The organism is Vibrio sp. 10N.247.310.17, from assembly GCF_041466605.1.
GTDB classification, from domain to species: Bacteria; Pseudomonadota; Gammaproteobacteria; order Enterobacterales; family Vibrionaceae; genus Vibrio; species Vibrio tasmaniensis_A.
Genome location: NZ_JBFSTC010000062.1, coordinates 1 through 22,714, shown reverse-complemented (window position 1 = coordinate 22,714; position 22,714 = coordinate 1). Strand labels below are relative to the sequence as shown.

Here is a 22,714-nt window from a genome sequence, read left to right as displayed (position 1 = left end):
AATAACTCAGGTCACCAAATCACATGTTTTGTCGTCACGACAAATGATGCTCAGTGCTTAAAGCGCAAGGCTTGTTGAGCAAGGTTTTCGGTGATGTGAGCATTCGATAATGCTGAAAAATATCGGATGAAATTGATGGTCATCTTTGGAATGTGCCCTCATTATTCTGAGTTAAATTGGACTTGAGTAACGTTGGATTTGAGTAATTGAGTGGATACCAATGGAAATCTTGATTCGAGTTCTCTATCCGGTTTTAGATTGTTGCTTTTAACAAAATGATCACAATTGATGGTGGGTTTGCTATTGTATAGGTCTGACCAGTTGTTTTATCACAAGGAGTGGATTTGCAACTTCATACCATCAAAGGCTATATCCAAGACATGTATCTCGTAGAGTACCCTGAGAGGTTGCTCTTGCTTGATGGTGCGTGTCGAGCCGACATCCCGCATTTGAAGGCTTTCATCGAAACAGGGCTTATGCGTGATTTTTCTGATCTACATACGGTTGTGGTTACGCACATGCATCCAGACCACGCAGGGGCAGCGCACAAGCTCAGAAAGCTCACGAATTGTAATTTGGTGGCAGCAGATCGAGACAAAGACTGGTACCACGGCATCGATGGTATATTGATGCATTTGACCGATCTGGCATTGGCACGTTGGATGGCGAACCGATTGGGTAAGCCTAAAGCAAATCTGTGGTATTCAAGAAAGTTGAAGCCGGACTACAAGCTATCGGATGGAGACAGCATTCCGGGTTTTGATGACTGGTTGGTTCTGGAAACGCCAGGCCATACCGACAGAGATCTTTCCGTCTATTGCCCATCACACAGTGTCGCCTATGTGGCAGATTTAATGGTCGAGGTCAAAAAGAAGCTGATTCCGCCTTTCCCAATTTTTCATCCCAATAAGTATCGAGAGTCGGTATCCCGTATTTATAACATGCAGCTCGACACCTTGCTGGTGGCGCATGGGGGACAAGTGAATTTGAGTGAGCAAGCGTTTGAACATCTGTTGATGAGTGCGCCAAGAAGGCCCGTGACACATTGGCGAGTGACTAAAATCAAACTCAAAGGTTTGGTTAAATCTGTTTGGCGATTTGGGTTTAAAGATAAAAAAAATCGCCATAAATAATAAAGGCCAGTCTCAAAGACTGGCCTTTATTAATGCGCGTTGTTGACTCACTATTTGAGCTGTGGAGCAGTTCAATTAGTGAGAAATTAGAAATTCCCCCGCTGGGTCAACAATCACTTTGTCACTCATGCCTTGACGACCAAGCAGCATCATATAAGTCATATCTTGACGGTTGCTTAGTGTGATATCGATAGGCCATTCCTGACCGCCGATTTTTAGCATGGTTTCAATCACACAACGGTGTTCAACTTCGCCGTTCGATGATTTGATTCTTTTACTTGTTTTCAGCTTCGCCTTGCAGCGCACTGTCTCTTCTAGGTGGTAAACGTCTGGGTGAAGATCGAACTCAACGAAGTTTTCACCGTCTGTTTTTACACATAGTAGATTGTCTACGTGTAGAGAAGAGGTTTGAGCCCCTGTATCAACACGCGTATGTAGTCCAGTTATCCCTAACTCTGGTAAGCAAAGTGCTTCTGTATTCCCTATGATCATTTTATTGTTCATGTTTTTTCCAATCATGAGTAAACGTCGTTTAATCAGCCTTTGCCACGAGTACGGTTAGCGTTTGGTTTTGCATTTTTTTCAATGAACTCGAAAATCATGTCTGCCACATCTTTGCCTGTTGATTTCTCGATACCTTCTAGGCCTGGAGAAGAGTTCACTTCCATTACAACAGGGCCATTCTTAGATTGTAGAATATCGACACCACATAGGTTTAAACCCATGATTTTAGCCGCATTGATCGCTGTAGCGCGCTCTTCTTTGGTTAGTTTAACCAGTTGAGCTGTACCACCACGGTGCAGGTTAGAGCGGAATTCACCCTCACCAGCTTGGCGTTTCATTGCTGCAATAACCTTGTTACCCACAACAAAACAACGAATGTCTGCGCCATTAGCTTCTTCAATGAACTCTTGAACCAAGATGTTCGCTTTTAGGCCCATGAATGCTTCGATAACGCTTTCAGCTGCTTTGTTTGTTTCTGCTAGAACCACGCCGATACCTTGAGTACCTTCAAGAAGCTTGATAACCAGTGGCGCACCACCTACGTTTTTGATCAAGTCTTGAATTTTGTCTGGGCGGCTTGCGAAACCTGTTTTTGGTAAGCCAATACCTTTACGAGACAACAATTGTAGTGAGCGCAGTTTGTCGCGAGAACGACTGATTGCTACTGACTCATTGATACAAAAAGTGCCCATCATTTCGAATTGGCGAACAACCGCAGTGCCGTAAAAGGTAATGGAAGCGCCAATACGTGGAATAACAGCATCGTATTGAGGTAGCTCTTCACCCATGTAGCGAATCTTCGGATTGTTACTCGCGATATCTATATCACAGTGCAGCGTGTCGATAACATCGACCTGGTGACCACGAGCTTCTCCAGCCGCTTTTAAGCGAGAAGTAGAGTATAGGTTTTCGTTGCGAGAAAGAATTGCGATACGCATGGCGTTTCCTTAGTTAATACCTGATTGGTAACTGCAAATAAATGAGTTGTTAGCTGAGCTTTCAGTTTTTCTGAGGCTCTTTGCTTGCTTCGGGGCGAACCTTAAGGCTTTTCGTTTAACTAAGAAAACGAATTAAATTTGTCGAGTCGACAACAGAAATTTATCGTATGTGTGAGTGATTGGTACAGCAGGGTTTAGAGGGCGTTTTGAATGGAAAAGCGAGTTGAGACCTAACTCATATTGGGGGTAGGAGCATATTAGGTTGTATCAACTCGCGTTAACTCGGTGCTTAAAAGTGTACTAATAACGCCAGTTACATAGCTCTATAAGTGTTCGTAGTGCTTCTCTTTCGAGCTTGCTACAGGTGCTTTTAAGCTTATTAAGATAGTATTTTCTCATGATGGTTACTTCTCTTGTATTAGGCTTTGGTGGGAACTCAAAGTTCCTTGTTGACCCATTAATTATGGTCACTTAATAGGAAGTAATAAACAGATGGGTTTTTACTAGGTTGTTCCTGTTTTTGTCTTTTAGCGCTACTTTTGGGCTGATGTGTTTTATAATGAGCTTAATCAGGAAGGGTTGTTTCTAAAAAGGTTCATTATTTGTCTGATCTAAACATGATGCGTTACTACACAAGGCTAGATTCGTTTGAGCCTAACCTCTCACATTCGGTTACCTTAACTGAGGTCGCAGATAAGCTGTTCACCAGCTTGCGCCATGCACGAACCTTGTTAGGCAAGATGCATCAGGCTGAATGGTTGGTGTGGGAGCCAAAAGTCGGCAGGAATCAACGTTCTAACCTGACATTGCGCTATAGCAATCAAGAATTGACTCAACATGTTGCTAGTAAACTGATAGAGCAGGGCAAATACGAAAAAGCACTCTCAATTCTAGACAATGACCGCGCTGTATTTGGCTCTCTCCTCCAAGAAACCTCTGGCGCGACGATGCGTGAAGGGCTGCTGCACGTTCAATTAACCTATAAACGTAAGTTTGAAGACCTATTCCCGCATCATATTCACCGCAGTAGCGAACGATTTTTGATCAGGCAAGTGTTCAGTTGCCTCGTCACTTGTAATGGCAAGGGCAAGTTGAAGCCTGAACTGGCGCACCATTGGGAATATGATGCTGAAAAATTAGTTTGGACTTTCTATTTGCGCCCGGGCTTAACCTTCCATGATGGTCAACCCGTTGACGCCAAGCAACTCGTGTCGTTATTTACCGCCTTACAACCGCTACCTTTCTATCAGACAGAGCTCGCCCATGTCGCTTCGGTTTACAGTGAACAGCCGTTAAGGATCAGCTTCCAATTGACCAAAGCAGACACTGGCTTCGCGGGCTTATTGGCTGGCGTTAAGTATTCGATTCAACCTGCTGCGCAAGTGACTCGTGAGCCATCGCCATTGAATTCAGTGTCTCATGCCGTGATTGGAACCGGCCCTTTCAAAGTGGTTGAGACTAGTAACGAACGCATCAAGCTTGCCGCATTTGAACACTATTATGGTTGTCGCTCTCTAACGGATGAAGTGACTATTTGGCAATTCGAAGAGTCGATGACGGGCAGTGCTCGCTTTGATGACAGCCAAATGCAGGTGTCACCTTATGAAGATTCATCTTGCTTCCATCAATTAGGGAAAAGCGACGCGAAGCTGGTGTCGGCTGAAACTGATGGCCTTCGTAGCCGAGTTGAGGATGGGTGTTTGTTTATCCTATTCAATCAGAACTCAGCGGCTAGCCCACTAAATAATGAGCAGCGCAAATACCTTTCAGAACTGACCAACCCACAAGCGATTTTGTCTCAGCTGGAACACAATAAGGGTTTGTTTAGTGTCTCTTTAGCTCAAAATATACTGCCAAGTTGGAAGAGATTGTATCGAACGCCTTCGAAAGAGACACAGCTGCCGAAAAAGATGACTATTGCGGTTTACGATTATTATGCGTTGTATCGATGTGCGATTTGCGTATCCGACATACTCAAACGATATGGCGTAGACGTTGAGGTGAACACCTACAGTTTTCGAGAGTTGGCGCAGCTCTCTCAGAGTGGCGAGTTAAAGGAGGGCTTGGTGTTGTGTAACCTCAACCTCGATGACAATGCCCCGTCTTCGCTGTTCTCATGGATGATGAACGATCCTGTTTTGCACTTTGCTTTGGGAGAGATGAACAGCGACTGGCTCAAGCAGCGCTTGGATAGTCATAAAGCATCGGTTGAACTGCCTAATTACTTGGCAGAGCTAGAACCCATCGCGTCTACTCTGATCTCAGATTATTGGTTAGTGCCCATGTTCCATCACTTACAGACCGTTCGTTTCCAAGGGATTCTGAAAAACGTTGCCATCACCAACTGGGGATGGCCAGATTTCAAGAATGTATGGTCTGCTGATTAACCTTTCTGACTAGCTAAATAACTAAGTTAACTCGTTGCCAAAATTGGTTTTTCCAAAATCGACTTTGACACGCTCACGTCTAGATAAATTAAAGATTACACTCGGTGGTTTACTTTTTGGTTTTGACATGTAAACTAGTCGGTGTAGTTTATGTGTTGGGTCTATCCCAACGGTTAAAGAGATACCAATGAAAAAATATCTATTACCGATTTTAGGAGTACTTGCCGTGGTCGCTATCGTAAGCACAGGTTCACAATCAAACGACAATCTAGATAAGCTTCCAAAGAAGTTTGCTAACAGTGAGTTGGAATACAAATCGGGTATGTCTGATATTTTTTCAATCTTGAAAGCATACGTGACTGTGGAAAGAAATGAGCCAGTGCCGCGCGCTGCATTGCCTTTGATTCCAATGACAGCTGAGCAATTGATCGAAGAACAAGACGACGTTGCTTACCGCTTAGGTCACTCAAGCGTGATGATGAAGCTGGATGGCAAGTTAGTGATGACTGACCCTGTGTTCAGTGATCGTGCATCACCAGTGCAATGGATGGGACCAAAGCGTTTTCATCCGACACCAATCACACTGCAAGACCTACCCGATATTGATGTGGTGGTGATCAGCCACGATCACTACGACCATTTAGACAAAGGTGCCGTTAAGGTGCTCGCCGACAAAGTGGGGACGTTCTTAGTGCCATTAAGAGTTGGCGCACTATTGGAAAAGTGGGGCGTGGATAAAGGGAAGATCATCGAATTGAATTGGTGGGAATCAGCAACAGCCTCAGACATTGAGTTCACGTTGACACCGACACAGCATTTCTCTGGACGTGGCTTGCTTGATCGTGACCAAACACTGTGGGGCAGTTGGGTTATTAACGCTTCAGACAAGAAAGTCTTCTTTAGTGGTGATTCTGGTTACTTCAGCGGCTTTAAAGAGATTGGCGACCGCTTCGGCCCGTTTGATTTAACCATGGTTGAAACGGGCGCGTATAACTCACTTTGGGCGGATATTCATATGTTCCCAGAGCAGAGTGTTCAGGCGCACATTGATCTGCAAGGTAAGGTGATGATGCCAATCCACAACAGTACCTTCGACCTTTCTATGCATGATTGGCAAGACCCAATGGAACAAGCACTGGCGATAAGCAAAGAGCGAGATGTACAAATGGTAAGCCCTGTGATGGGTGAACGTTTGGTGATTTCAGAACAAGTACCTGTTCAAGCATGGTGGAAACTGTAATTGGATACCTACCCACAAGCTATAAATTTCAGTATTATAAAGCCCTATAATTTCAGGGTGATAAGACATGCAAAGTAAGTTTAGACAAGCGGCAAAGGAGTTACTAAGCTACCGAGTTTCTGGTATGAAAGCAGCGCGAATGAGTGATCAATTTCGCCCGAACAACCTTGAAGATTCTTTACACATTCAAGCATCAATGGTTGACCTTCACCGCAGTAAAGTCGGTGGTTGGAAATGCCTGTTGCCATTGAGCGAAGAGAAGTTGATCGTTGCGCCTATTTTCGAAGATAGCGTTCAGTTTGGTTCTGAATGCGAGGCTTTTTCGGATAACGGAGTAGTTCGTATTGAACCTGAAATTGCTTTTGTCTTGGCCAAGCCTTTACCAGCAAATTCCAATGGTTACACTGAAGAGCAAGTTAATGAGGCTATCGGTTCGTGTCGCATGGCTTTAGAGCTTATTCAATCCCGCTTTGCCGATGATAGTGGCGTAGAGTTCTATGAAGTGTTGGCCGATGGCTTAGCTAATCAAGGTTTGTTTCTTGGCCCTGAGCTTAGTAAAGAGAGCGCTTTTGCAGCGGCGAACTTTGAGATTGCTATTACTCAAGATGAGAAAGTGCAAGCCTTCACTGGTAAGCACCCAAACTCACTACCACAAACTCCTATCTATTGGCTGATTAACACCATGACTCAACGCGGTGTTAGCTTCGAAGCGGGGGAGGCCATTATTACCGGGTCATATTGTGGTGTTGTTGAAGTCGAATTCGATAAACTAACGACAGTACGTTATGACGAGCTGGGCGAATATGAAGTGATATTTAAACAAAAGTTATAAAGTTTTCTGCTTACATGATCTGTTCTCGAAAGGCTATTTACTGGTTAGTAAGTAGCCTTTTCTATTATGTGATGTTCAATGATGTGCTTATTACTTTGCATTAAATTGGGCGTTTAGACGTCTAGACGTTGACAAGCCTTAAGTGTGACATTAGTCTGCTCATCTTCCTGTTCTATTGCGTTGATGTTCCATGTCCAATTCAAAAAATTCTAATGCTGTAATTGCACCTTCTGCAGTTGCGCTTATCCCTCTGATCGTGTTCCTAGCGCTGTTTATTGGCGTAGGTACGTACTTGTCACTGCAAGGCGTCGATTTTGCTTTCTATCAGCTTCCAGCTCCGATTGCGGCTTTGCCTGCAGTGATGCTAGCGTTGTTGCTAAGCAAAGATAAATTGAACCGTGCTATCGAACAGTTCTTAGGTGGAGTAGGTCACAAAGACATTATCGCAATGTGTATGATCTACCTATTGGCGGGTGCTTTTGCGGCTGTAGCTAAAGCGTCAGGCGGCGTTGACGCAACCGTAAACCTTGGGCTGTCGGCGATTCCGACAAGCATGATTTTACCGGGTATCTTCCTTATTTCTGCTTTCATTGCGACCGCAATGGGTACGTCGATGGGTACTATCGCTGCGGTTGCTCCTGTTGCACTAGGTATTGCTGACTCAGCTGGCATGAGTATTCCTCTAACCGCTGGCGTAGTGCTAAGTGGTGCTATGTTTGGTGATAACCTTTCAATCATCTCTGATACCACGATTGCCGCGACTCGCTCGCAAGGCTGTGAGATGAGAGACAAGTTTAAAGAGAACATCCGTATTGCACTTCCTGCTGCACTTATCGCGATTGTTATCTTTGCTTTCAACAGCACGGCGACTCAGGTACCTGAAACGGGCCCAATTGAATGGCTGAAAGTCCTTCCGTACATCACTATTCTAATCCTTGCGGTATCGGGCATGAATGTGTTCGTTGTGTTGACGATTGGTATCTTGCTAGCGGGTGGAGTGAGCCTAGGTTCTATTGAGCACTACGGTATGACGGATTACGCTCAAGATATCTACGCAGGCTTTGGCAACATGCAAGAGATCTTCTTACTGTCGATGCTGATTGGTGGTTTGAGTGAGCTGATGCGTCGCCAAGGTGGATTAGCGTTTCTGACTAACTTAGTGAGCGGTTTGATTCGTGCATTTGGTTCTTCTCACTCTAAGCAAGCGAATGGCCGCGCAAGTGAGCTAGGCATTGCAGGATTAGTATCAATGGTGAACCTATGTACGGCAAACAACACGGTAGCAATCATTGTTTCTGGTAGTGTGGCTCGCCAATTAGCTGAAGAGAATGATGTATCTCCACGCCGCTCTGCAAGCTTATTGGATATCTTCTCGTGTGTGATTCAAGGCGTACTGCCTTACGGTGCTCAGGTGTTGCTATTGGGCTCTGTGTTTAACCTATCGCCGCTAGAGATCGTGTCTAACTCTTACTACTGTTTCGCGCTTGCAATCGTGGCTGTAGTCGCTGTGTTTATTAAACACCCAGCGCGTAAAGTGGCTAACGCTTAGTAGTAATTGACCAAACTGAGTGCTCACTGGCTCTGATAAGAAGGCTCCTTAATAGGAGCTTTTTTGTGCGTGAAACTCATGGCTTGAAAATTCAATGTACGTCTTCAAATACAAGAAAACCGCCTATGTAGACGGTTTCTAATTTCGTTATAGCGGTTTTCAAGTTTATTGTAGTGTGAATGACAATTAGGCTTGAGAGCTTTAATTCAGCTTATTAGTCACGAACTCTTTGTTTCTGACCATTAGCCACATCAGGCCGCCTAGCGTACCGATGGATAATTGGATAAAGCCGAGGTTTTCAATCAGCGACTCTGGGCGGATTGAAACCAACACCATACCAAGTGAACCACAAATCATGCTAAAGAACTGAATCAATGCGACGGCAGAGCCCGTGTCATGATCTTGCTGGTTCAGCATTAAGTTGGTGCCCGGTACTCGCATGATGATAACCATCAGCGTCGCTGGTGCTGCGATAAACATAAAGAACCAAGGGGACAAGTCGCCGATGGTTAGGGTAAAGATTCCTGCTATCGCCAATAAAGCAAAACATCCAGAGATGACCTTTTGAACTGATATTCTGTAGGACAACTTCATATAAATTGTTGGGCCAAATGAGGCGCACAATGCATTGAACGCAAAAGCGTAACTGAATTGCTGTTCGGTCAATCCAAAGTGATCGATGTAGATATAAGAACCCGCCGCAAGAAAGCCCATTAGTGCCATTGGTGTAATAGAGAAAATGACCAGCAGTTTTATGAACGATCGGTTTTTCATGACCACGCCCATTCTGCCCCATGAGCGGAACATAGAACCTTGGTATTTAGTTTCAAGTGTCTCTCGGTAGCAAAGTGCCAATGCTGAGGCGAACGCACCAAAAATAGCGAGCGTGACAAACATCATTCGCCAAGAAGCAATTTTCAGTAGAAAGGCACCAAATACAGGTGCAACCATCGGCGCGATGATCACCAACGACATGATAGTCGCCATGATCTTTTCGCGTTCTCGGCCGTCATAAAGGTCTTTCACAATGGCGGTTGCGATAACTGTGATAGCACTGCCCGCAAAGGCTTGGAATATACGAGCACCAATCAACTGCTCTATGCTATTGGTCATTGCACATAATACGCTCGCCACCATATAGCTTGCGATGCCAATGAGCAGAATCGGCTTACGTCCAAACTTTTCGCTGAGCGGTCCCCAGAACAACAGGCCAACTGCATAGGTCACGAAGTAGCTGCTCAGGGTTAGGTTGACCATTGATCGGTCAGTATTAAACACCTCAACCATTTGCGGAAGGGCTGGCAAATACAGGTCGATGGTCAATGGAGGAAACGCACTGATGATGACGAGGAAAAATAGCATACCGGTCTTACCCAGTATTGGTTGTGGTTTCTTCAAGGTATTTCCCCGCTATCCAATAAAGGGCTTTTAATGGATGTGATGTTGGTTTTCAGAAGATTTAAGACACGCTAGACATGAAGGATGGATTCGCTCAAGAACTTGGCGGAAATCTCTAATGGTTTGTCTTGGTACTTATTGTATTACAAAATATTATCACTCTTATAGTGAACGAGTTCAACCTGTTAGTGGCTAGGCTGGATTGCAATGATGATTTATAGGTTGTAATGCGGATCGATGTTTTGTAATGCTCATCGAAAGCTTGTAGTAGCTGTGAGCTAGCTGGTTATCTTTTCTTTGGGCGCTTTTCTACCAAGCCGTTGCGTTCTAGGCCGCGTCTAACACTACTGCATAGCTTACCAAAACGGCGTAATTCTTCGAAGTTAGGGCCTTGGCCGATTGAAATACTGTGTTCCCAATACATCAATTCACTGTCGACCATCTCCAATAATTTCTTAGAGCAACCAGAGCAGTTTCCTTTCGGTCCACAGATAAACGTCTCCGACTCGTAAAGAGGGAGTTCGTTTTTCACTTCTTCAATTAGATTGAGCATTGCCGAGTTTAAGTCTGGCTTTTTTTCTGTGAGTGGTTTCAAGCTTAGTGCTTGCGAAGCGATCACGGAAGAAGTCGTTGTGTTGGGTTGTATATTCAAAGCAGCTGATGACATATCAAAGGCCTCAAGAAAAGAAGAAGAGGCGCATGCTACTCGTCACAAAAAAGTGGACCTTGATGTAGTGCAATAAGCGTGGAGAATTATCCGAAAGGGGTAGGAGGAAGAGGGAGTCAGAGTCACAAATGGTTTGTGACTCTGGTTTATCTCCTAGGCTCAACGCAGAAAGTAGTCTTAACGCTTAGAATTCGGCGTCGAACTGGAACTGCATCCACTCTTTGGTGACTGGGTGGTGCAGTGCTAGCCTTTCTGCGTGTAGGTGCAGCCGGTCGGCTTTATTGCCATATAGGCCATCACCGACGATAGGCATGTTAAGGCCTTCTTCGTGTGAACAGTGAACACGCAACTGGTGTGTACGCCCTGTTTTAGGGTGCAGGTAAACCTTAGTAGTTTGCTCGTTTCGCTCAATCACTTCCCATTTGGTTTCTGCAGGCTTGCCGTGTTCGAAGCAGACAATCTGACGAGGACGGTCATACAAATCACCACGCAATGGCAGTCGAACATAGCCTTCATCTTCTGCTAGAAAGCCTTCAATCATTGCCACGTAACGCTTCTCAACTTCACGAGTAATGAACTGCTTCTGTAGGCTTTTGTTCGCACGTCGTGTAAGCGCAAATATTAGAATGCCAGAGGTCGCCATATCCAAGCGGTGGATAACAAATGGCCCTTCAACATCGGGATGCATTTCTTGAACGCGAGTGTAGGCTGAATCTTTGATGGTTTTACCCGGTACGGATAGAAAACCTGCTGGTTTGTGCACCACAACGATGTGATCGTCTTGGAATAAGATATCGAGGTCTTTGCCTTCTGCTGGGTTTTCTAGCAATGGGTTGGGATCGACTTCAAGGCCTTTCATCATATGGCCTAAAATCGGTACACACTTACTTTGGCAAGAGGCGTAGTATGTTTTGTGTTTGCGGATTTCCGACTTTGGAGAACGACCCCACCAAAATTCAGCCAGTGCCAATGGTGTGTAACCGTTTAAATACGCGTATTGCAAAAGCTTGGGTGCGGCACACTCGCCAGAACCTGCTGGTGGTATCTTGTTTGGCGTGTCTTCAAAGATCTGGTTGAGATCCTCAATGTTACCTTCCGCATTCTGGAAAGCGTATTGTGAAAACAGTTTGTGCTGAAGCTGATGAGAAAGGTGTGCTCTTTGCTCTTTGAGTTCAGCTAATTGATGAGTGAACACATCAACTTTGATTTGTAACTCGTTTAGGATCTGTTCCCAGTTGAGCTTAAGATATTTCTGCTGGTTCTTGTCGGCAACACTGGCTTTGTTTAGCTCGTTATTTAGCTGTTCGAAGGCTTGCTCATCAAGGTTTTCTTTACATTGTTCGCGTTGTTCTTTACGTGTTTTTCGGCCTTCTATAATTAATAAACGCTGAGCTTCAATCTCTTGTTCAGCTTGTGCTTTTTGTTGTGCCAGTTGCTCGCACAGTTCAAGGTAATCAGCGTTTGCTTGCAGCGCTTTAAATTTCGCATTCACAGCCATCATGTCGGCCGTGTCTTGATGGAAAAAGCTGTCGTTACTCAACATGTCGAATACGGGCGGAACAAAGTGATGCAGTAGGTTTTGGTCGGCGATTTTTCCAGAGAAAGCAGAGAAGTAACCAAGCTCACCTTCAGGGCTTTTCACCAGTAACACACCAAACATTTTGCCGCGGCCTGCGTCTGAATTTAGCCCGAAGTCATGTTGCCAATCGGTTTGCGTTTCTAGATATTGTTGAAGCTGATGAGAGGCGATTTCACACAGTGGGTGCGGTTCGTAGTAGAACGGGAATGTGAAACGCTCAGGCAACGAATATGACTCGATCGGCTGTTGAAAACGAGTGAAGCAATGCTCAGAAGTATGGCTGTTTTCTGAGTCGCGCGTTGGTTTTGATGAGTGCATAGTCGTATTAATACTTATATCGTGGTGATAAAGGGTTGTGAGTCTACTGTGTATGCTTAAAGGTTTTAAACACAGTACAAGGCGGCGATTCTACTCTTTATCGAAAAGCGCCTCAAATAAGAAATGGTTCTATTACTGGATAGCTAAGCGAGACGGTTAACACGGAACCCATGAGTTATGGCTTGAACTTCATTAATTGATGAGTAACTTCTCGTTTTTAATCATAGAAGGTAACTTCACAAACGAAGGGTGGTAGCCTTGCCGCCCTCTTATGAAAACTAAGGTAACGTTATGATTCCACTCAATACTTCAATTGTATCCGGTGTCGCTCTTTCAGAGATCGACGGACAAATGAAAATGCTACTAATGAAGCGTGTTAAGGGCGAGTTTTGGTGCCATGTCGCAGGCTCGATTGAAGCAGGTGAAACAGGCTGGCAGGCTATCGTGCGCGAGTTTGAAGAAGAGACCCAAATTAAAGTGGAAGCTTTGTATAACGCGCAGTTTCTGGAGCAGTTTTACGAGGCTCACGTTAATGTGATTCAGCTAATCCCTGTGTTTGCGGTGCTATGCCCACCCAACCAAGCGATTGAACTGAATGACGAACATACAGAGTACCGCTGGTGCGATTTAGAGGAAGCGAAAGCACTTGCGCCGTTCCCCAACCAACATGCCGTCTACGATCATATTTGGTCGTATTTTGTCGATAAGCCAGTCAATCCGCTTTACCGAGTGAAATTGAATTAGCACTGGCTGTTTAAGAGCTAGGACTTACCAAGATACGGGGTTAAAAAGGCGCTTACCTGTTCTTGGCATAACCCTACATCGACTTTCACGCCGTGCGACTCGAGTATCGCCACACCACGACCATTATTGCGAGGGTCAGGGTCTAGCATCGCCACTACTACGTGTTTTACACCTGCTTTAACCAATGTACTTGCGCAAGCGGGTGTTCTGCCAACAAATGAACATGGCTCTAAAGTTACGTAAGCGGTAACGCCTTCCATTTCTCCGTCCGTTTCGCTGTCATAGCCATTCAGTGCTTCAACCTCGGCGTGGTTTCCACCGACCTTTTGCGTATATCCAACAGACACCACCTTATCGTTCTTCACCAAAACACAACCCACAGGCGGGTTTGGTTGGCAATCGGGTAGGGCTTGGCGCGAAGCTTCAAGAGCTTGCAGCATGTATTGTTGGTTCATGGTCGTTACTCAGTATGACGAGAGAGCGCAGCAGATTAGTGGCCAGGCGCGGTTGATGAGTTAGTTACTAACTTACTAAGCTAATAAATTAATAAGCTAAGTAAGTGGGGGGCATGTTCGATCTGATTGGGCTTTTAGTCAATGGTTTTACAGAGGCAAAGTTTGATTCGACATAGGTTAACCATGCTAACTACGGTGTCATAAGGTCGAGTTGATGTTGTCTACGCAATAGAGCTCAATTATTGAATCACCACGATAATTAATTTAATAGGCTAGCCATAAATTCGCTGACCGGCTCTGACAATAAGTCTTGTGGGTGGTCACCGCCAAAGGTAGCTAGCCCGCTTTTTCCTTCGATTATGCCAGACTTAATAATTACTTTTGTTTTAACATCAACAACTGTAATTTTTACGCTTACTTTGTCTGGCTTAGCTGACCATTCAGTCGCGCGATCTTCCCAGTGTAATATGGTAGGAAAAATTAAGTAGTCGAACTCATTGCTTTTCGCATATTCAAGGACAAAATTGTAATCAGCTGCTTGGTTAGCGATTGCGACGTTGTTTAGTTTTGTGAATAACTCTGATTGAAGAGCTTTACTCACCATTAGTCCAGAGCCTGAATAATAGTGCTTCCCATACTCCCCATTCTTTGAGCGGCCGATTAAAACTGAATCACTTGTTTCAAATTTAGCTGTCGAGTTTACATCCGTAACCTGAAGTTTATGTGTATCAGCACACCCAATGATAACTAAGCTTATAAGTATCAGTAACGCACGTAAAATCGACATAATAGCTACCTTATATGGATGTGAGTTAATATTAACCATAGTTTATATTAAACATATTAATGTATAAAATTTGCGACTAATTAGTACGAGCGACAAAGGACCCTTTGAGACTCAAACAACCAATCGTTAACTTGGGCCAATGAGTTAACCAGTTTTTAGATTGAACTCGTTGGTCAAACACGTCTCTGCTGCGATTGGTATTCGGTGTGATCTTTAAATCAAACAAACTCTCTAAACCAAAAGCGGAAATACACTCGATTTCTCCTATCGGGCTTTGCTTGACGGCGACTGCGGTTTCTTTCTCTGGCCAGTAACTCATCGCATCCAATGAGCTTTGATAGGGCTGATCCTCGTTTCGAGTATGCATGTTGGCTTGATTGCGAACTTGCCAATTTAATTCAGGCAACCGTTGTTGAAGTAGAGCCTCGTATCTAAGACCCGATTCGTAGAAGGTATCAATAGGATCAAAGTAGATCACATCAATATCATTAAGTGGAGTCGGGGAAGCATAGTTATGTAGGTAGTCCCAAACGAGATTTCGCACAAAGCCCGCCGAAACATAACACTGCGGTAAATTCAGTTGAGAGACACAGTCTAAAACCTGCATTCGCAAGGGATCTTGTTTGATCAACGTGATGATACGGTTGGCTAGCGGGTCAATCATTAGGTGTCAGAACATCGGTGACTTGGTAGTGACGTGTTGCGTTCTTGGAGGTTTCACCCCACTCAGACGTTTTTACTCGCTGTTGGTGCGCTTCAAACGCCTCACGGCTAGTGAATTCTTCATAAACTTCAAAACGATTAGGTTGAAGTGAGCTTTGACTGACTCGAAACACGATACAACCGGGTTCTGAGAGTGTGAGTTCCTTATGAACAACCAGCGCTTGTGTGACGGCTTCTAGGTCGTTGTCTGGCACAAGAATATGCCCTTGTAGAATGACTTTACTCATGATCACGTCCATTTGATTTTATCCATTACTGTCTTTTTCTATTAAAAGCTCTTCCGTTACAAACATAATCCCATTTTGAGTTTGTGCCGTACAGTTCAGCGTGGAGAAAAAATGACCATTTTGAATGTAAATTTGGTTACGGTGTAACTCTTCAGGGGGAGCGAGAAAGGTAAATATTGGGAACTAAATCCGTGTTAGTCCGGTCTATTAAATACGTATCACTGAACTGTATTGATACTGAAATGAATTTGTCATCTGAGATAACTAATCTAAATTTCGAACAACGGCTTAATAGATTGAATTGAGCCATAGTTGATAACTAGGTCATATTTTGATGTAAATGGTACTCGAAACTCTATATATTTTGTGACTTGTATCATTGATCTGGCCATCAAACACCGTTAGATTCGAATGGTAGGCAATAAAAATAGCTCATGAAGAGCAGATAAAGAAAAGGAAATATCCCTTATGAAAAAAATGAGAAGAGCACAGCTTCATCGCGTTCGCATCCAATACTGGAAAGACACAGCGAAAGAAGCTTCAAAGAAATAAGCTTTAAATCGTAAAGCTTTAAAAAAGCTGAACAGCTTAATCAAATGTAAAACGCAACAAACCGATTTCAATAGCACTCTCAAGGACCTTCATCTGGTCGGCGACTAAAGAAATTACCCCCCAAAGAGCTGGCAGGCATTAACAGTAATGCAATTGAATGTCAGCTCATTAATACCTCCTAGTTTATCTTTACCCGCTCAGCACTCTGAAGCAAAACCAAAACCAACCACCAATCCGTACCTTTGCCTCTATCACGAAAACCGTTGTTAGAATTCAAAGCACCTAACAATAAAACAGCGGCCAATAAAAAAGCTCCCGATTTCTCAGAAGCTTTGATTTAGATTTAGATTTTGATATCTGATTTGGTTACCCGTTGAGGGCTCAGAATAAGTGACTCTATCGTTGGAACAGCGTCTTCAAGCTCACATCGTCCGTTCTATTTAGCTTTAGGCTCAGCAGATAGCCGCCAACACCAATCAGCACATAAATACCCAAAGACAAAACCGGCGCTTCTGCAATCGCACAGAATGGGTTGCTCGCCGTTAGTACCTTTATTGGTAGTGATGCGATGAGAGAGAAGAAGTCATTGATGCCATAGAATCCAAATACGGCGACCGAGAGTAACTTAATCGCATAGCTTGAGATAAAAATGACAAGCAGTGGAGAATTCACTAACTGCGAAATTGCCAGGGTAACGGTTGCTAGTGGCAATAAAACCAGTGCAACTAACATCATTCGCCCAAAGAATACCAACCAATTGCTCAGCACATAAAACAGTGATTGCTGCTCTACTATCAATGCCAATTGTTGTTCGCTTGAAACGTTCAGTACCCAAAACAAGAAGTCAGCGAATAGAACTAATAGCGCGCAGATAGCCGGAATAACCACTAGACCGAAGCCTAGCTTCACGCCGTGAGTCATGGCATTGGATACAGGCATACTTCTCCAAAACATCGAGCTGCCTTCTTGGCGCTCTTTACGCAGTGTTTTAGGGATGTAAAGCGTCGAAAGTATGAGTGAAATAAGGCCAGCACCAAAGTAGATCACTGAGTTGAGGTCTTGTGCAAACTCTCTGTGGATGTCGCTCACGTCGCCATTCACTTCCATTTGGAAGAAGAACTCATGCTGCGCTGCGCCATTGAAAAACAAACTAACGAACAGCAAGAAACCACATAACGCGATAAATAGAGGTAATCGAGTGTTAATTTTGTGCTCGATCAGTTCTTTTTCTAGCATATAAAAAGTTGGGTGCATTATGCCTTCTCCGTCTGTGTTGCAAGGAATAGGTCTGCGAGACCAACGTTGTAGATGTTACCCAATGATTCAACTTGCGCTTTATATTGGCCTTCCAATAACCACTTAGTGGTTCCTAGCCCAGGCTGTGAGGTCAGAGGATTGAGTTTCTGGATTTCACTTGAGTGGTTGTTTGCGACATCGATAATGAAATAGTCGTTTTCGATGTCTTCCATGCTCTTTTGCAGCACACAATGGCCTTGTTTTAGAATCAATACATCCGTTAATAGGTGTTCAATCTCTGAAACCTCATGGCTGGCAATGATCATCGCGCGTTCGCCGTCATGGAACCACTCTAGGAGGTGGCGATAAAAAGTATCGCGGTAGAGCAGATCTAGACCTAGCGTTGGCTCATCTAAGATCAACACTTGAGTGTCGGTCGCGATGATGATCGCAAGGTGAAGTTGTACCTTCATCCCTTTAGAAAGCTGCTTGATAGTCGAAGTCAGCTTAATGTTGGTGCTGCTTAACGTCTGTTCTGCTTTTTGCTTGTTGAAGCTTGGGTGAACGCCTTGTGTGTATCGAAGCAGTTGCTTTACTGTCATCCACTCAGGCAATACGTTCACATCTGAAATGTACGATAAGTGCAACATGAGTTCAGCGTGCTGGTGGATAGGGTGGTAGCCATTTACTTCAATCTCACCTTGATAGTTGTGCCCACCAAGCAGTGATTTGATCAAGGTCGATTTACCTGCGCCATTGTGACCTAGCAGCCCAAGCACTTGCCCCGGCTTTAACTCAAAGCTGATGTTCTCGACACCCACTTGATTTGAATAGGTTTTAGTTACATTTTTCACTGAAAGTAAAGTACTCATGACTTGTCCTTTATATGTTGTTCTAGCTGTTTCACGAGTTCTTCGACACTCATATCAATGATGCCTAGCGTCTCAGCGATGGCTGGGATCTGTGTGTTGATGAATGATTGATGTGCGGACTCTTTCAATTTTTGAAGTGCCCCTTCTGCGACATACATACCTTGGCCGCGTTTTTTCTCGACTAGGTCTTCATCAACCAGTAACTGGTAGCTTTTCATGACAGTAAGGTGGTTGATTTTAAGATCGGCAGCAACAGCACGCACTGAGGGCAATGCTTGTTGTTCTAACCAAACACCTTGAAGAATTTGGTCACTGATCTTTGCAGCTAGCTGCCTAAAGATCGGTTGGTCGTCTTTCCATTCGGTCATAATTAAAACTGCATGGTGATATACATGTGTATAACACTAAACCTTTTATTCAGATTGGCAAGGTTTTTATAAAAATGAAGAGTAGATTTTTGTGTTTGGGAGAAATGTATTGGGTTATGAGAACACTTGAAGCCTACTTCCTTGTGGGCTCTCAAGTCGTTGTATGATCAATTGCAATTAAACAAGAAAAGGGAGGTCATCAATATTTAAATGAGGTGGAAGATAATTACTCCTCCGAGTGACTAGGTCGACTGTACAGATAACCTTGATGTAGGTTGTAGCCTAACTGACATAAGATATATTGCTGCCTGCGCGTCTCGACACCTTCATAAATCATCGTGATGTTTGATAAGCGTCCAATCTCCGATATATTAAGCAATACTCCTTGATGATAATCTCCTGACTCAATGTCTTTAACAAAACAACGATCCAGTTTTAGGTAGGTCGGAGAGATAGCACTAATTATTTCAATGTTGTTGTTACCTGTACCAAAGTCGTCTAGCGCGATGGTGATTCCAAGATCTTTGATCATTTTGATGTTGTCGATGACCTCATAGCCATAGCCAATGTTTGAATACTCTGTTATTTCTACGACAAACTCATTCGCTTCCATCGTGACTAAATGCTCTTTGAGCTTCGTAAAGTTAGATCCCACCAACGCACTCGGGCACACATTGACACCGTAGATATCATGGCTGTTGTCCAACTTCGCTTTTTTTACTGTTTCAATGATTAAAATAGTATGAAAGGTCAACAAATTAGTACGTCTCATGGTGTTGATGAAACTCAGAACGCCTACGTTGCGCACTCTAGACAATAACTCGTAATATAAAACGCTATTGTCGTCGGTGTTGATTATGGGCTCTTCCTCGAAGGATATGTGTCGCCAACGAAGCAGGTAAATGCCAAAGCCAAGAATATATGAGCGATAAAGTAGCGTGGCGATCACCAGAGAAAAAATGACCCACAGAAGCACAATATCATCACTGTAGAAAGTGATGGTTGCACCGGTTGGAAGTGGGGCTTGATAAATAGGCTGACTGTTTTCGCCTAGGTTTAATATGTAGTGACCATTTTTTTGTATGGAAACTGAATCAACCAAAAGAGGGAGTAATGAGTTCTTATATCTAGCTTCAATAGACCATTTAGAAATACGCGCAATGAGTTCGATGTCCTCTTTGGGGTCTGAGAAGCGTGAATAAGCAAAATCTAGGCTATCGTCAAAATTTTCAATTTGGTCTAGTTCAACCATTTTTGATTGTGTTTTGGATATGTAGCATGAACCATATGGCGTTGTCATCAAAACAGAATCAAGGTTAAGTGAGTGCCTCAATGCGTACACTGCAACTTCGCTATCACAGCCATAGTTCATTACTTCCTCTACTATTTGCTTTGCGTTTTTACTGTATTCATCTGCAATTTTCGTTGTATAAAGGATTTGGAAGAAGTAGACAACGAACAAAAAAAATGAAGAAACGGTACAAACGGTTATAAAGCCTCTGATCAACTCTTTTTGGTAAGTGTTGAGCATCAGCTTCAACATCTCGATATGGCTGAGCTTGAATTGGTTGATGTTGTATTTTGGTGTTATACGGTTGGTTGTACTTTTATCTAGGTCGATAAAATAACCAACCTTATAAAGGTTCGAGATAAGTTCACTATTATTGTTAATTTTGGCTTTCTTACACAGATTCCTATACTTTTTTCTTATCGAAGCAATAATGTTCTTTAAAGCGTACAAGCTGAACTCTTCATCGAAGTGTAATTTAAATGACTTTTCAACATCTCTAGCAGATTGAGGGTTTGATATCGACGAATGCTCAATAAGATATTTGAAAACAAAACTTTCTTTACTATTAAGACTTTCCTCTGATATCTTATTACTGTTCCTTTTTATGTATATTTTTTCTTCATTATAAATTAATTGCAAGCTCTCATAGTTATTGTTTATATTGAAAGAACAATGCATAGCTTAACTCCTAAGCGATAGTTATTATATTTACGTGATTGATATGTGATGCTGAGATTTTCATTCAACCTAAGAGTCCTTTCTAAATAACATAACTAATGTCACTATTTCTCTCAAGATGTTGATACTAATCGCAGAATTTTGGGGTCAATAACAGGTTATAGAGATGTTCACCCAAAACTTGAATTTATAAATAAAAGTTGATGATTTACAAGGGGTAAAGTGGATTTATCCATTTATTTTGGCATTTATCCATTTCTAGGGGCTGGATTTTTACTTTTTGTCTTGTTCTGTAATTTTTGTCATTCCCTCTTTGGAAAGCTAATTTGGCTTTTGGTTTTATATGATTAAATTATTTATATGTCAGATCGCCCGGTTTTTTATGATTATCTCGATATGGTTTATTTATTGTTAATTTTGAGAATATAGTTTTATTTTCTATGTTAATTTGTATTGCACTTGTTTTTACTTCTGTAGTTGGACTGTTTCTATAAGGATGGTTTGATTTTATTTTAATGTCATTTAACTTTATGTAAATAAAGGAAATAAATTCAAGATTACCCGATCTATAAGAAAAGGTAATATCTAGTATTATTTTCCAGAGCATAGTATAAGTATGTCTACTTTGGTTGGTTGGATATTGATAATTATATTAGGGTGACATTGGGGAGTAATTTAAATGGTGATTTAATTACAACTAACCAAAGTGTAAATTATCTAGATTTGGGTATGACGTAAAATTTACGTAAGCGGTATAGTTGATAGCATTTGCGCATTTACCACTTACATAATTATATTGTGCTTGGGGAGTTTAATTGCTTTAGTAAGTAACCCCCTTAGAGCCGAGTTATCTACTAGACAAAAATCGCATTTCGACTTCATCGGGTGGGATAGGTTTGCTGAACAGAAATCCCTGTAAATATTGATATCCGCAACTGGTTAAGAAAGCTTTTTGTGTTTCAGTTTCGACCCCTTTCGCAACCACCTTAAGCCCCATTTTTTCACAGATAGCATAGGTGGCTTGGACAATCGCTTCGCTCCCTTTATAGGTGCCATGGACGAAGCTTTTATCTAGCTTAACGGTACTAATTGGCAAGTCATGTAACATAGAGAGTGAGGAGTAGCCAGTGCCGAAGTCGTCAAGGTGTAGCTCAACGCCTAGCGCTGAAATATCGTCTAATGCTTGTCTGACTTCACCGTGTTTGAAGATCATTGAGGATTCAGTGATCTCAAGGGCGATACTTTTAGGTTGTATGTTGTAGAAGTTGAGCATTGCCGATAGTTGCTCTGCAAAAGTAGTGTGCATCTGAATACACGAGATATTGATGCTCATTACCAATTCATCATCAAATTCTCGGTGCCATATCGACAGTTGCTTAAGTGCAGAGTTAAGGACCCACTTTCCGAGTGGAACAATCTGTCCAGTTTCTTCCGCTAGGCTAATAAACTCATCAGGCTCGATATTGCCCAGATCTTTATCCGACCATCTAAGTAGGGCTTCAAACCCTTTAACTTTATTGCTATTGGTGTCCATTATCGGTTGGTAATGAAGATTGAGGTCATCACCTTCTAGTGCCAGAGTTAACCTATGGCGTATCTCTACTTGCCGATGCAGAATCTGCGCTAAATTTGGAGTAAAAGTTTGGAAGCGGTTCCGACCATTGGCTTTGGCAACATGCATCGCCATTCCGGCCTGCTTTAACAATGATTCTTTATCCGTGGCATTATCTGGAAAATGAGCAGAACCTATGCTGCAACCTACAGATAAGGTGCCAATTCCTTTTATTTGGAAGCTTTTGTTCAAAGAATCGATAATGCGAGAGCAGAGTAACGGGATATTTTGATTTTTTCGGGCGTGAGCAATCACGATGAACTCATCACCACCAAAGCGACCGATTGTGCATGTTTCGTCGAGGATCTGTTTAAGACGCTTGCCAACTTTTTTGAGTAGTTGGTCACCAACACCATGCCCATAAGTGTCATTTACCAACTTAAAGCCATCAAGGTCCACAAACATCAATTAAAAGGGCGAGCGACAGGCAATGCTCGATTCGAGCCTTTTGGTGATCCCGCGGCGGTTGTAGAGCTCAGTGAGGCAGTCGTGCTCTGCGTTATATCGAGCTTTAATCAAATTTTCTTTTTGTTTGGTGGTACAGGTTAGGTTTAATAGCAGTTCACTTTCCCCCTCTGGCAGGATAGTTGTCACTGTTAAAATTTAACCAGTTTGGGCGATAAA

19 protein-coding genes and 1 pseudogene are annotated in these 22,714 nt (G+C 43.1%); 6 read left to right on the top strand and 14 right to left on the bottom strand.

Going from position 1 to position 22,714, the window contains the following annotated elements; all coding sequences use genetic code 11:
* Positions 1 to 344: 344 nt before the first annotated feature.
* A complete protein-coding gene (locus AB6D80_RS16470; RefSeq protein WP_371703924.1) occupies positions 345 to 1,133 on the top strand; it encodes an MBL fold metallo-hydrolase in 789 nt (262 codons plus the stop codon).
* A gap of 75 nt (positions 1,134 to 1,208) precedes the next feature.
* On the opposite strand, the gene AB6D80_RS16465 is transcribed toward AB6D80_RS16470, so the two are convergent.
* Positions 1,209 to 1,637 (bottom strand): RimK/LysX family protein, encoded by a 429-nt coding sequence (locus tag AB6D80_RS16465; RefSeq protein WP_004733090.1) that lies wholly within the window; start codon positions 1,635 to 1,637, stop codon positions 1,209 to 1,211.
* Positions 1,638 to 1,669: 32 nt separating this feature from the next.
* The gene (rimK, locus tag AB6D80_RS16460; protein ID WP_012601042.1) at positions 1,670 to 2,575 is read right to left on the bottom strand and encodes a 30S ribosomal protein S6--L-glutamate ligase; all 906 of its coding nucleotides are present in this window, start codon (positions 2,573 to 2,575) and stop codon (positions 1,670 to 1,672) included.
* A 602-nt stretch (positions 2,576 to 3,177) separates the two neighbouring features.
* On the opposite strand from rimK, the gene AB6D80_RS16455 reads away from it, so the two are divergent.
* From AB6D80_RS16455 to AB6D80_RS16440, 4 genes are all read left to right on the top strand, one after another.
* Positions 3,178 to 4,962, top strand: a complete 1,785-nt coding sequence (locus AB6D80_RS16455) for an SgrR family transcriptional regulator (protein ID WP_372189093.1) — start codon at positions 3,178 to 3,180, stop codon at positions 4,960 to 4,962.
* Between the two features lie 187 nt (positions 4,963 to 5,149).
* Entirely contained in the window at positions 5,150 to 6,202 is a 1,053-nt protein-coding gene (locus tag AB6D80_RS16450) for an MBL fold metallo-hydrolase (RefSeq protein WP_371703159.1), read from the top strand.
* Between the two features lie 67 nt (positions 6,203 to 6,269).
* Positions 6,270 to 7,034 carry a fumarylacetoacetate hydrolase family protein gene (locus AB6D80_RS16445; protein ID WP_371703157.1) on the top strand — a complete coding sequence of 255 codons (765 nt, stop codon included), beginning with the start codon at positions 6,270 to 6,272 and terminating at the stop codon, positions 7,032 to 7,034.
* A gap of 190 nt (positions 7,035 to 7,224) precedes the next feature.
* The gene (locus AB6D80_RS16440) at positions 7,225 to 8,583 is read left to right on the top strand and encodes a Na+/H+ antiporter NhaC family protein (protein WP_372189090.1); all 1,359 of its coding nucleotides are present in this window, start codon (positions 7,225 to 7,227) and stop codon (positions 8,581 to 8,583) included.
* A 201-nt stretch (positions 8,584 to 8,784) separates the two neighbouring features.
* Here the strand turns inward: AB6D80_RS16440 and AB6D80_RS16435 are convergent, their stop codons facing one another.
* From AB6D80_RS16435 to AB6D80_RS16425, 3 genes are all read right to left on the bottom strand, one after another.
* On the bottom strand, positions 8,785 to 9,945 hold the full coding sequence (locus AB6D80_RS16435) for a multidrug effflux MFS transporter (RefSeq protein ID WP_371703165.1): 1,161 nt from the start codon (positions 9,943 to 9,945) through the stop codon (positions 8,785 to 8,787).
* Positions 9,946 to 10,267: 322 nt separating this feature from the next.
* Positions 10,268 to 10,648 (bottom strand): hypothetical protein, encoded by a 381-nt coding sequence (locus AB6D80_RS16430; RefSeq protein ID WP_371703152.1) that lies wholly within the window; start codon positions 10,646 to 10,648, stop codon positions 10,268 to 10,270.
* A gap of 184 nt (positions 10,649 to 10,832) precedes the next feature.
* Complete coding sequence (locus AB6D80_RS16425; RefSeq protein ID WP_372189088.1) at positions 10,833 to 12,545, bottom strand: pseudouridine synthase; 1,713 nt, start codon at positions 12,543 to 12,545, stop codon at positions 10,833 to 10,835.
* A 291-nt stretch (positions 12,546 to 12,836) separates the two neighbouring features.
* On the opposite strand from AB6D80_RS16425, the gene AB6D80_RS16420 reads away from it, so the two are divergent.
* Positions 12,837 to 13,289 carry an NUDIX pyrophosphatase gene (locus AB6D80_RS16420; RefSeq protein ID WP_371703149.1) on the top strand — a complete coding sequence of 151 codons (453 nt, stop codon included), beginning with the start codon at positions 12,837 to 12,839 and terminating at the stop codon, positions 13,287 to 13,289.
* A gap of 17 nt (positions 13,290 to 13,306) precedes the next feature.
* On the opposite strand, the gene AB6D80_RS16415 is transcribed toward AB6D80_RS16420, so the two are convergent.
* The 9 genes and pseudogenes from AB6D80_RS16415 to AB6D80_RS16375 form a co-directional block, all read right to left on the bottom strand.
* Positions 13,307 to 13,744, bottom strand: coding sequence for a bifunctional diaminohydroxyphosphoribosylaminopyrimidine deaminase/5-amino-6-(5-phosphoribosylamino)uracil reductase RibD (locus tag AB6D80_RS16415; RefSeq protein WP_371703148.1), 438 nt, complete (start codon positions 13,742 to 13,744; stop codon positions 13,307 to 13,309).
* A gap of 259 nt (positions 13,745 to 14,003) precedes the next feature.
* The gene (locus AB6D80_RS16410; RefSeq protein WP_009844743.1) at positions 14,004 to 14,531 is read right to left on the bottom strand and encodes a DUF4823 domain-containing protein; all 528 of its coding nucleotides are present in this window, start codon (positions 14,529 to 14,531) and stop codon (positions 14,004 to 14,006) included.
* A 76-nt stretch (positions 14,532 to 14,607) separates the two neighbouring features.
* Positions 14,608 to 15,195, bottom strand: a complete 588-nt coding sequence (locus tag AB6D80_RS16405; RefSeq protein WP_372189086.1) for a nucleotidyltransferase family protein — start codon at positions 15,193 to 15,195, stop codon at positions 14,608 to 14,610.
* Positions 15,188 to 15,481 (bottom strand): putative quinol monooxygenase, encoded by a 294-nt coding sequence (locus tag AB6D80_RS16400; RefSeq protein ID WP_371703145.1) that lies wholly within the window; start codon positions 15,479 to 15,481, stop codon positions 15,188 to 15,190. Before AB6D80_RS16400 ends, AB6D80_RS16405 begins: the two co-directional genes overlap by 8 nt.
* Before the next feature lie 948 nt (positions 15,482 to 16,429).
* Positions 16,430 to 17,287: a hypothetical protein gene (locus AB6D80_RS16395; protein WP_372189084.1), complete on the bottom strand. Its 858-nt coding sequence runs from the start codon at positions 17,285 to 17,287 to the stop codon at positions 16,430 to 16,432.
* Positions 17,287 to 18,141, bottom strand: a complete 855-nt coding sequence (locus tag AB6D80_RS16390; protein WP_371703140.1) for an ABC transporter ATP-binding protein — start codon at positions 18,139 to 18,141, stop codon at positions 17,287 to 17,289. Before AB6D80_RS16390 ends, AB6D80_RS16395 begins: the two co-directional genes overlap by 1 nt.
* Positions 18,138 to 18,509: a GntR family transcriptional regulator gene (locus AB6D80_RS16385; protein WP_017111621.1), complete on the bottom strand. Its 372-nt coding sequence runs from the start codon at positions 18,507 to 18,509 to the stop codon at positions 18,138 to 18,140. Before AB6D80_RS16385 ends, AB6D80_RS16390 begins: the two co-directional genes overlap by 4 nt.
* A gap of 226 nt (positions 18,510 to 18,735) precedes the next feature.
* A complete protein-coding gene (locus tag AB6D80_RS16380) occupies positions 18,736 to 20,478 on the bottom strand; it encodes an EAL domain-containing protein (protein WP_012601022.1) in 1,743 nt (580 codons plus the stop codon).
* Positions 20,479 to 21,325: 847 nt separating this feature from the next.
* A pseudogene (locus AB6D80_RS16375) lies at positions 21,326 to 22,660 on the bottom strand (putative bifunctional diguanylate cyclase/phosphodiesterase); the annotation flags it as partial.
* Positions 22,661 to 22,714: the final 54 nt, after the last annotated feature.

Bases quoted from the DNA above. Each gene is read 5' to 3' on its own strand.
- AB6D80_RS16420 (WP_371703149.1), top strand. From the start codon at position 12,837: ATGATTCCACTCAATACTTCAATTGTATCCGGTGTCGCTCTTTCAGAG.
- AB6D80_RS16450 (WP_371703159.1), top strand. From the start codon at position 5,150: ATGAAAAAATATCTATTACCGATTTTAGGAGTACTTGCCGTGGTCGCT.
- AB6D80_RS16405 (WP_372189086.1), bottom strand. From the start codon at position 15,195: ATGATTGACCCGCTAGCCAACCGTATCATCACGTTGATCAAACAAGAT.
- AB6D80_RS16410 (WP_009844743.1), bottom strand. From the start codon at position 14,531: ATGTCGATTTTACGTGCGTTACTGATACTTATAAGCTTAGTTATCATT.
- AB6D80_RS16395 (WP_372189084.1), bottom strand. From the start codon at position 17,287: ATGCACCCAACTTTTTATATGCTAGAAAAAGAACTGATCGAGCACAAA.
- AB6D80_RS16380 (WP_012601022.1), bottom strand. From the start codon at position 20,478: ATGCATTGTTCTTTCAATATAAACAATAACTATGAGAGCTTGCAATTA.
- AB6D80_RS16390 (WP_371703140.1), bottom strand. From the start codon at position 18,141: ATGAGTACTTTACTTTCAGTGAAAAATGTAACTAAAACCTATTCAAAT.
- AB6D80_RS16430 (WP_371703152.1), bottom strand. From the start codon at position 10,648: ATGTCATCAGCTGCTTTGAATATACAACCCAACACAACGACTTCTTCC.
- AB6D80_RS16435 (WP_371703165.1), bottom strand. From the start codon at position 9,945: ATGCTATTTTTCCTCGTCATCATCAGTGCGTTTCCTCCATTGACCATC.
- AB6D80_RS16385 (WP_017111621.1), bottom strand. From the start codon at position 18,509: ATGACCGAATGGAAAGACGACCAACCGATCTTTAGGCAGCTAGCTGCA.
- AB6D80_RS16400 (WP_371703145.1), bottom strand. From the start codon at position 15,481: ATGAGTAAAGTCATTCTACAAGGGCATATTCTTGTGCCAGACAACGAC.
- AB6D80_RS16445 (WP_371703157.1), top strand. From the start codon at position 6,270: ATGCAAAGTAAGTTTAGACAAGCGGCAAAGGAGTTACTAAGCTACCGA.
- AB6D80_RS16440 (WP_372189090.1), top strand. From the start codon at position 7,225: ATGTCCAATTCAAAAAATTCTAATGCTGTAATTGCACCTTCTGCAGTT.
- AB6D80_RS16415 (WP_371703148.1), bottom strand. From the start codon at position 13,744: ATGAACCAACAATACATGCTGCAAGCTCTTGAAGCTTCGCGCCAAGCC.
- AB6D80_RS16425 (WP_372189088.1), bottom strand. From the start codon at position 12,545: ATGCACTCATCAAAACCAACGCGCGACTCAGAAAACAGCCATACTTCT.
- rimK (WP_012601042.1), bottom strand. From the start codon at position 2,575: ATGCGTATCGCAATTCTTTCTCGCAACGAAAACCTATACTCTACTTCT.
- AB6D80_RS16465 (WP_004733090.1), bottom strand. From the start codon at position 1,637: ATGAACAATAAAATGATCATAGGGAATACAGAAGCACTTTGCTTACCA.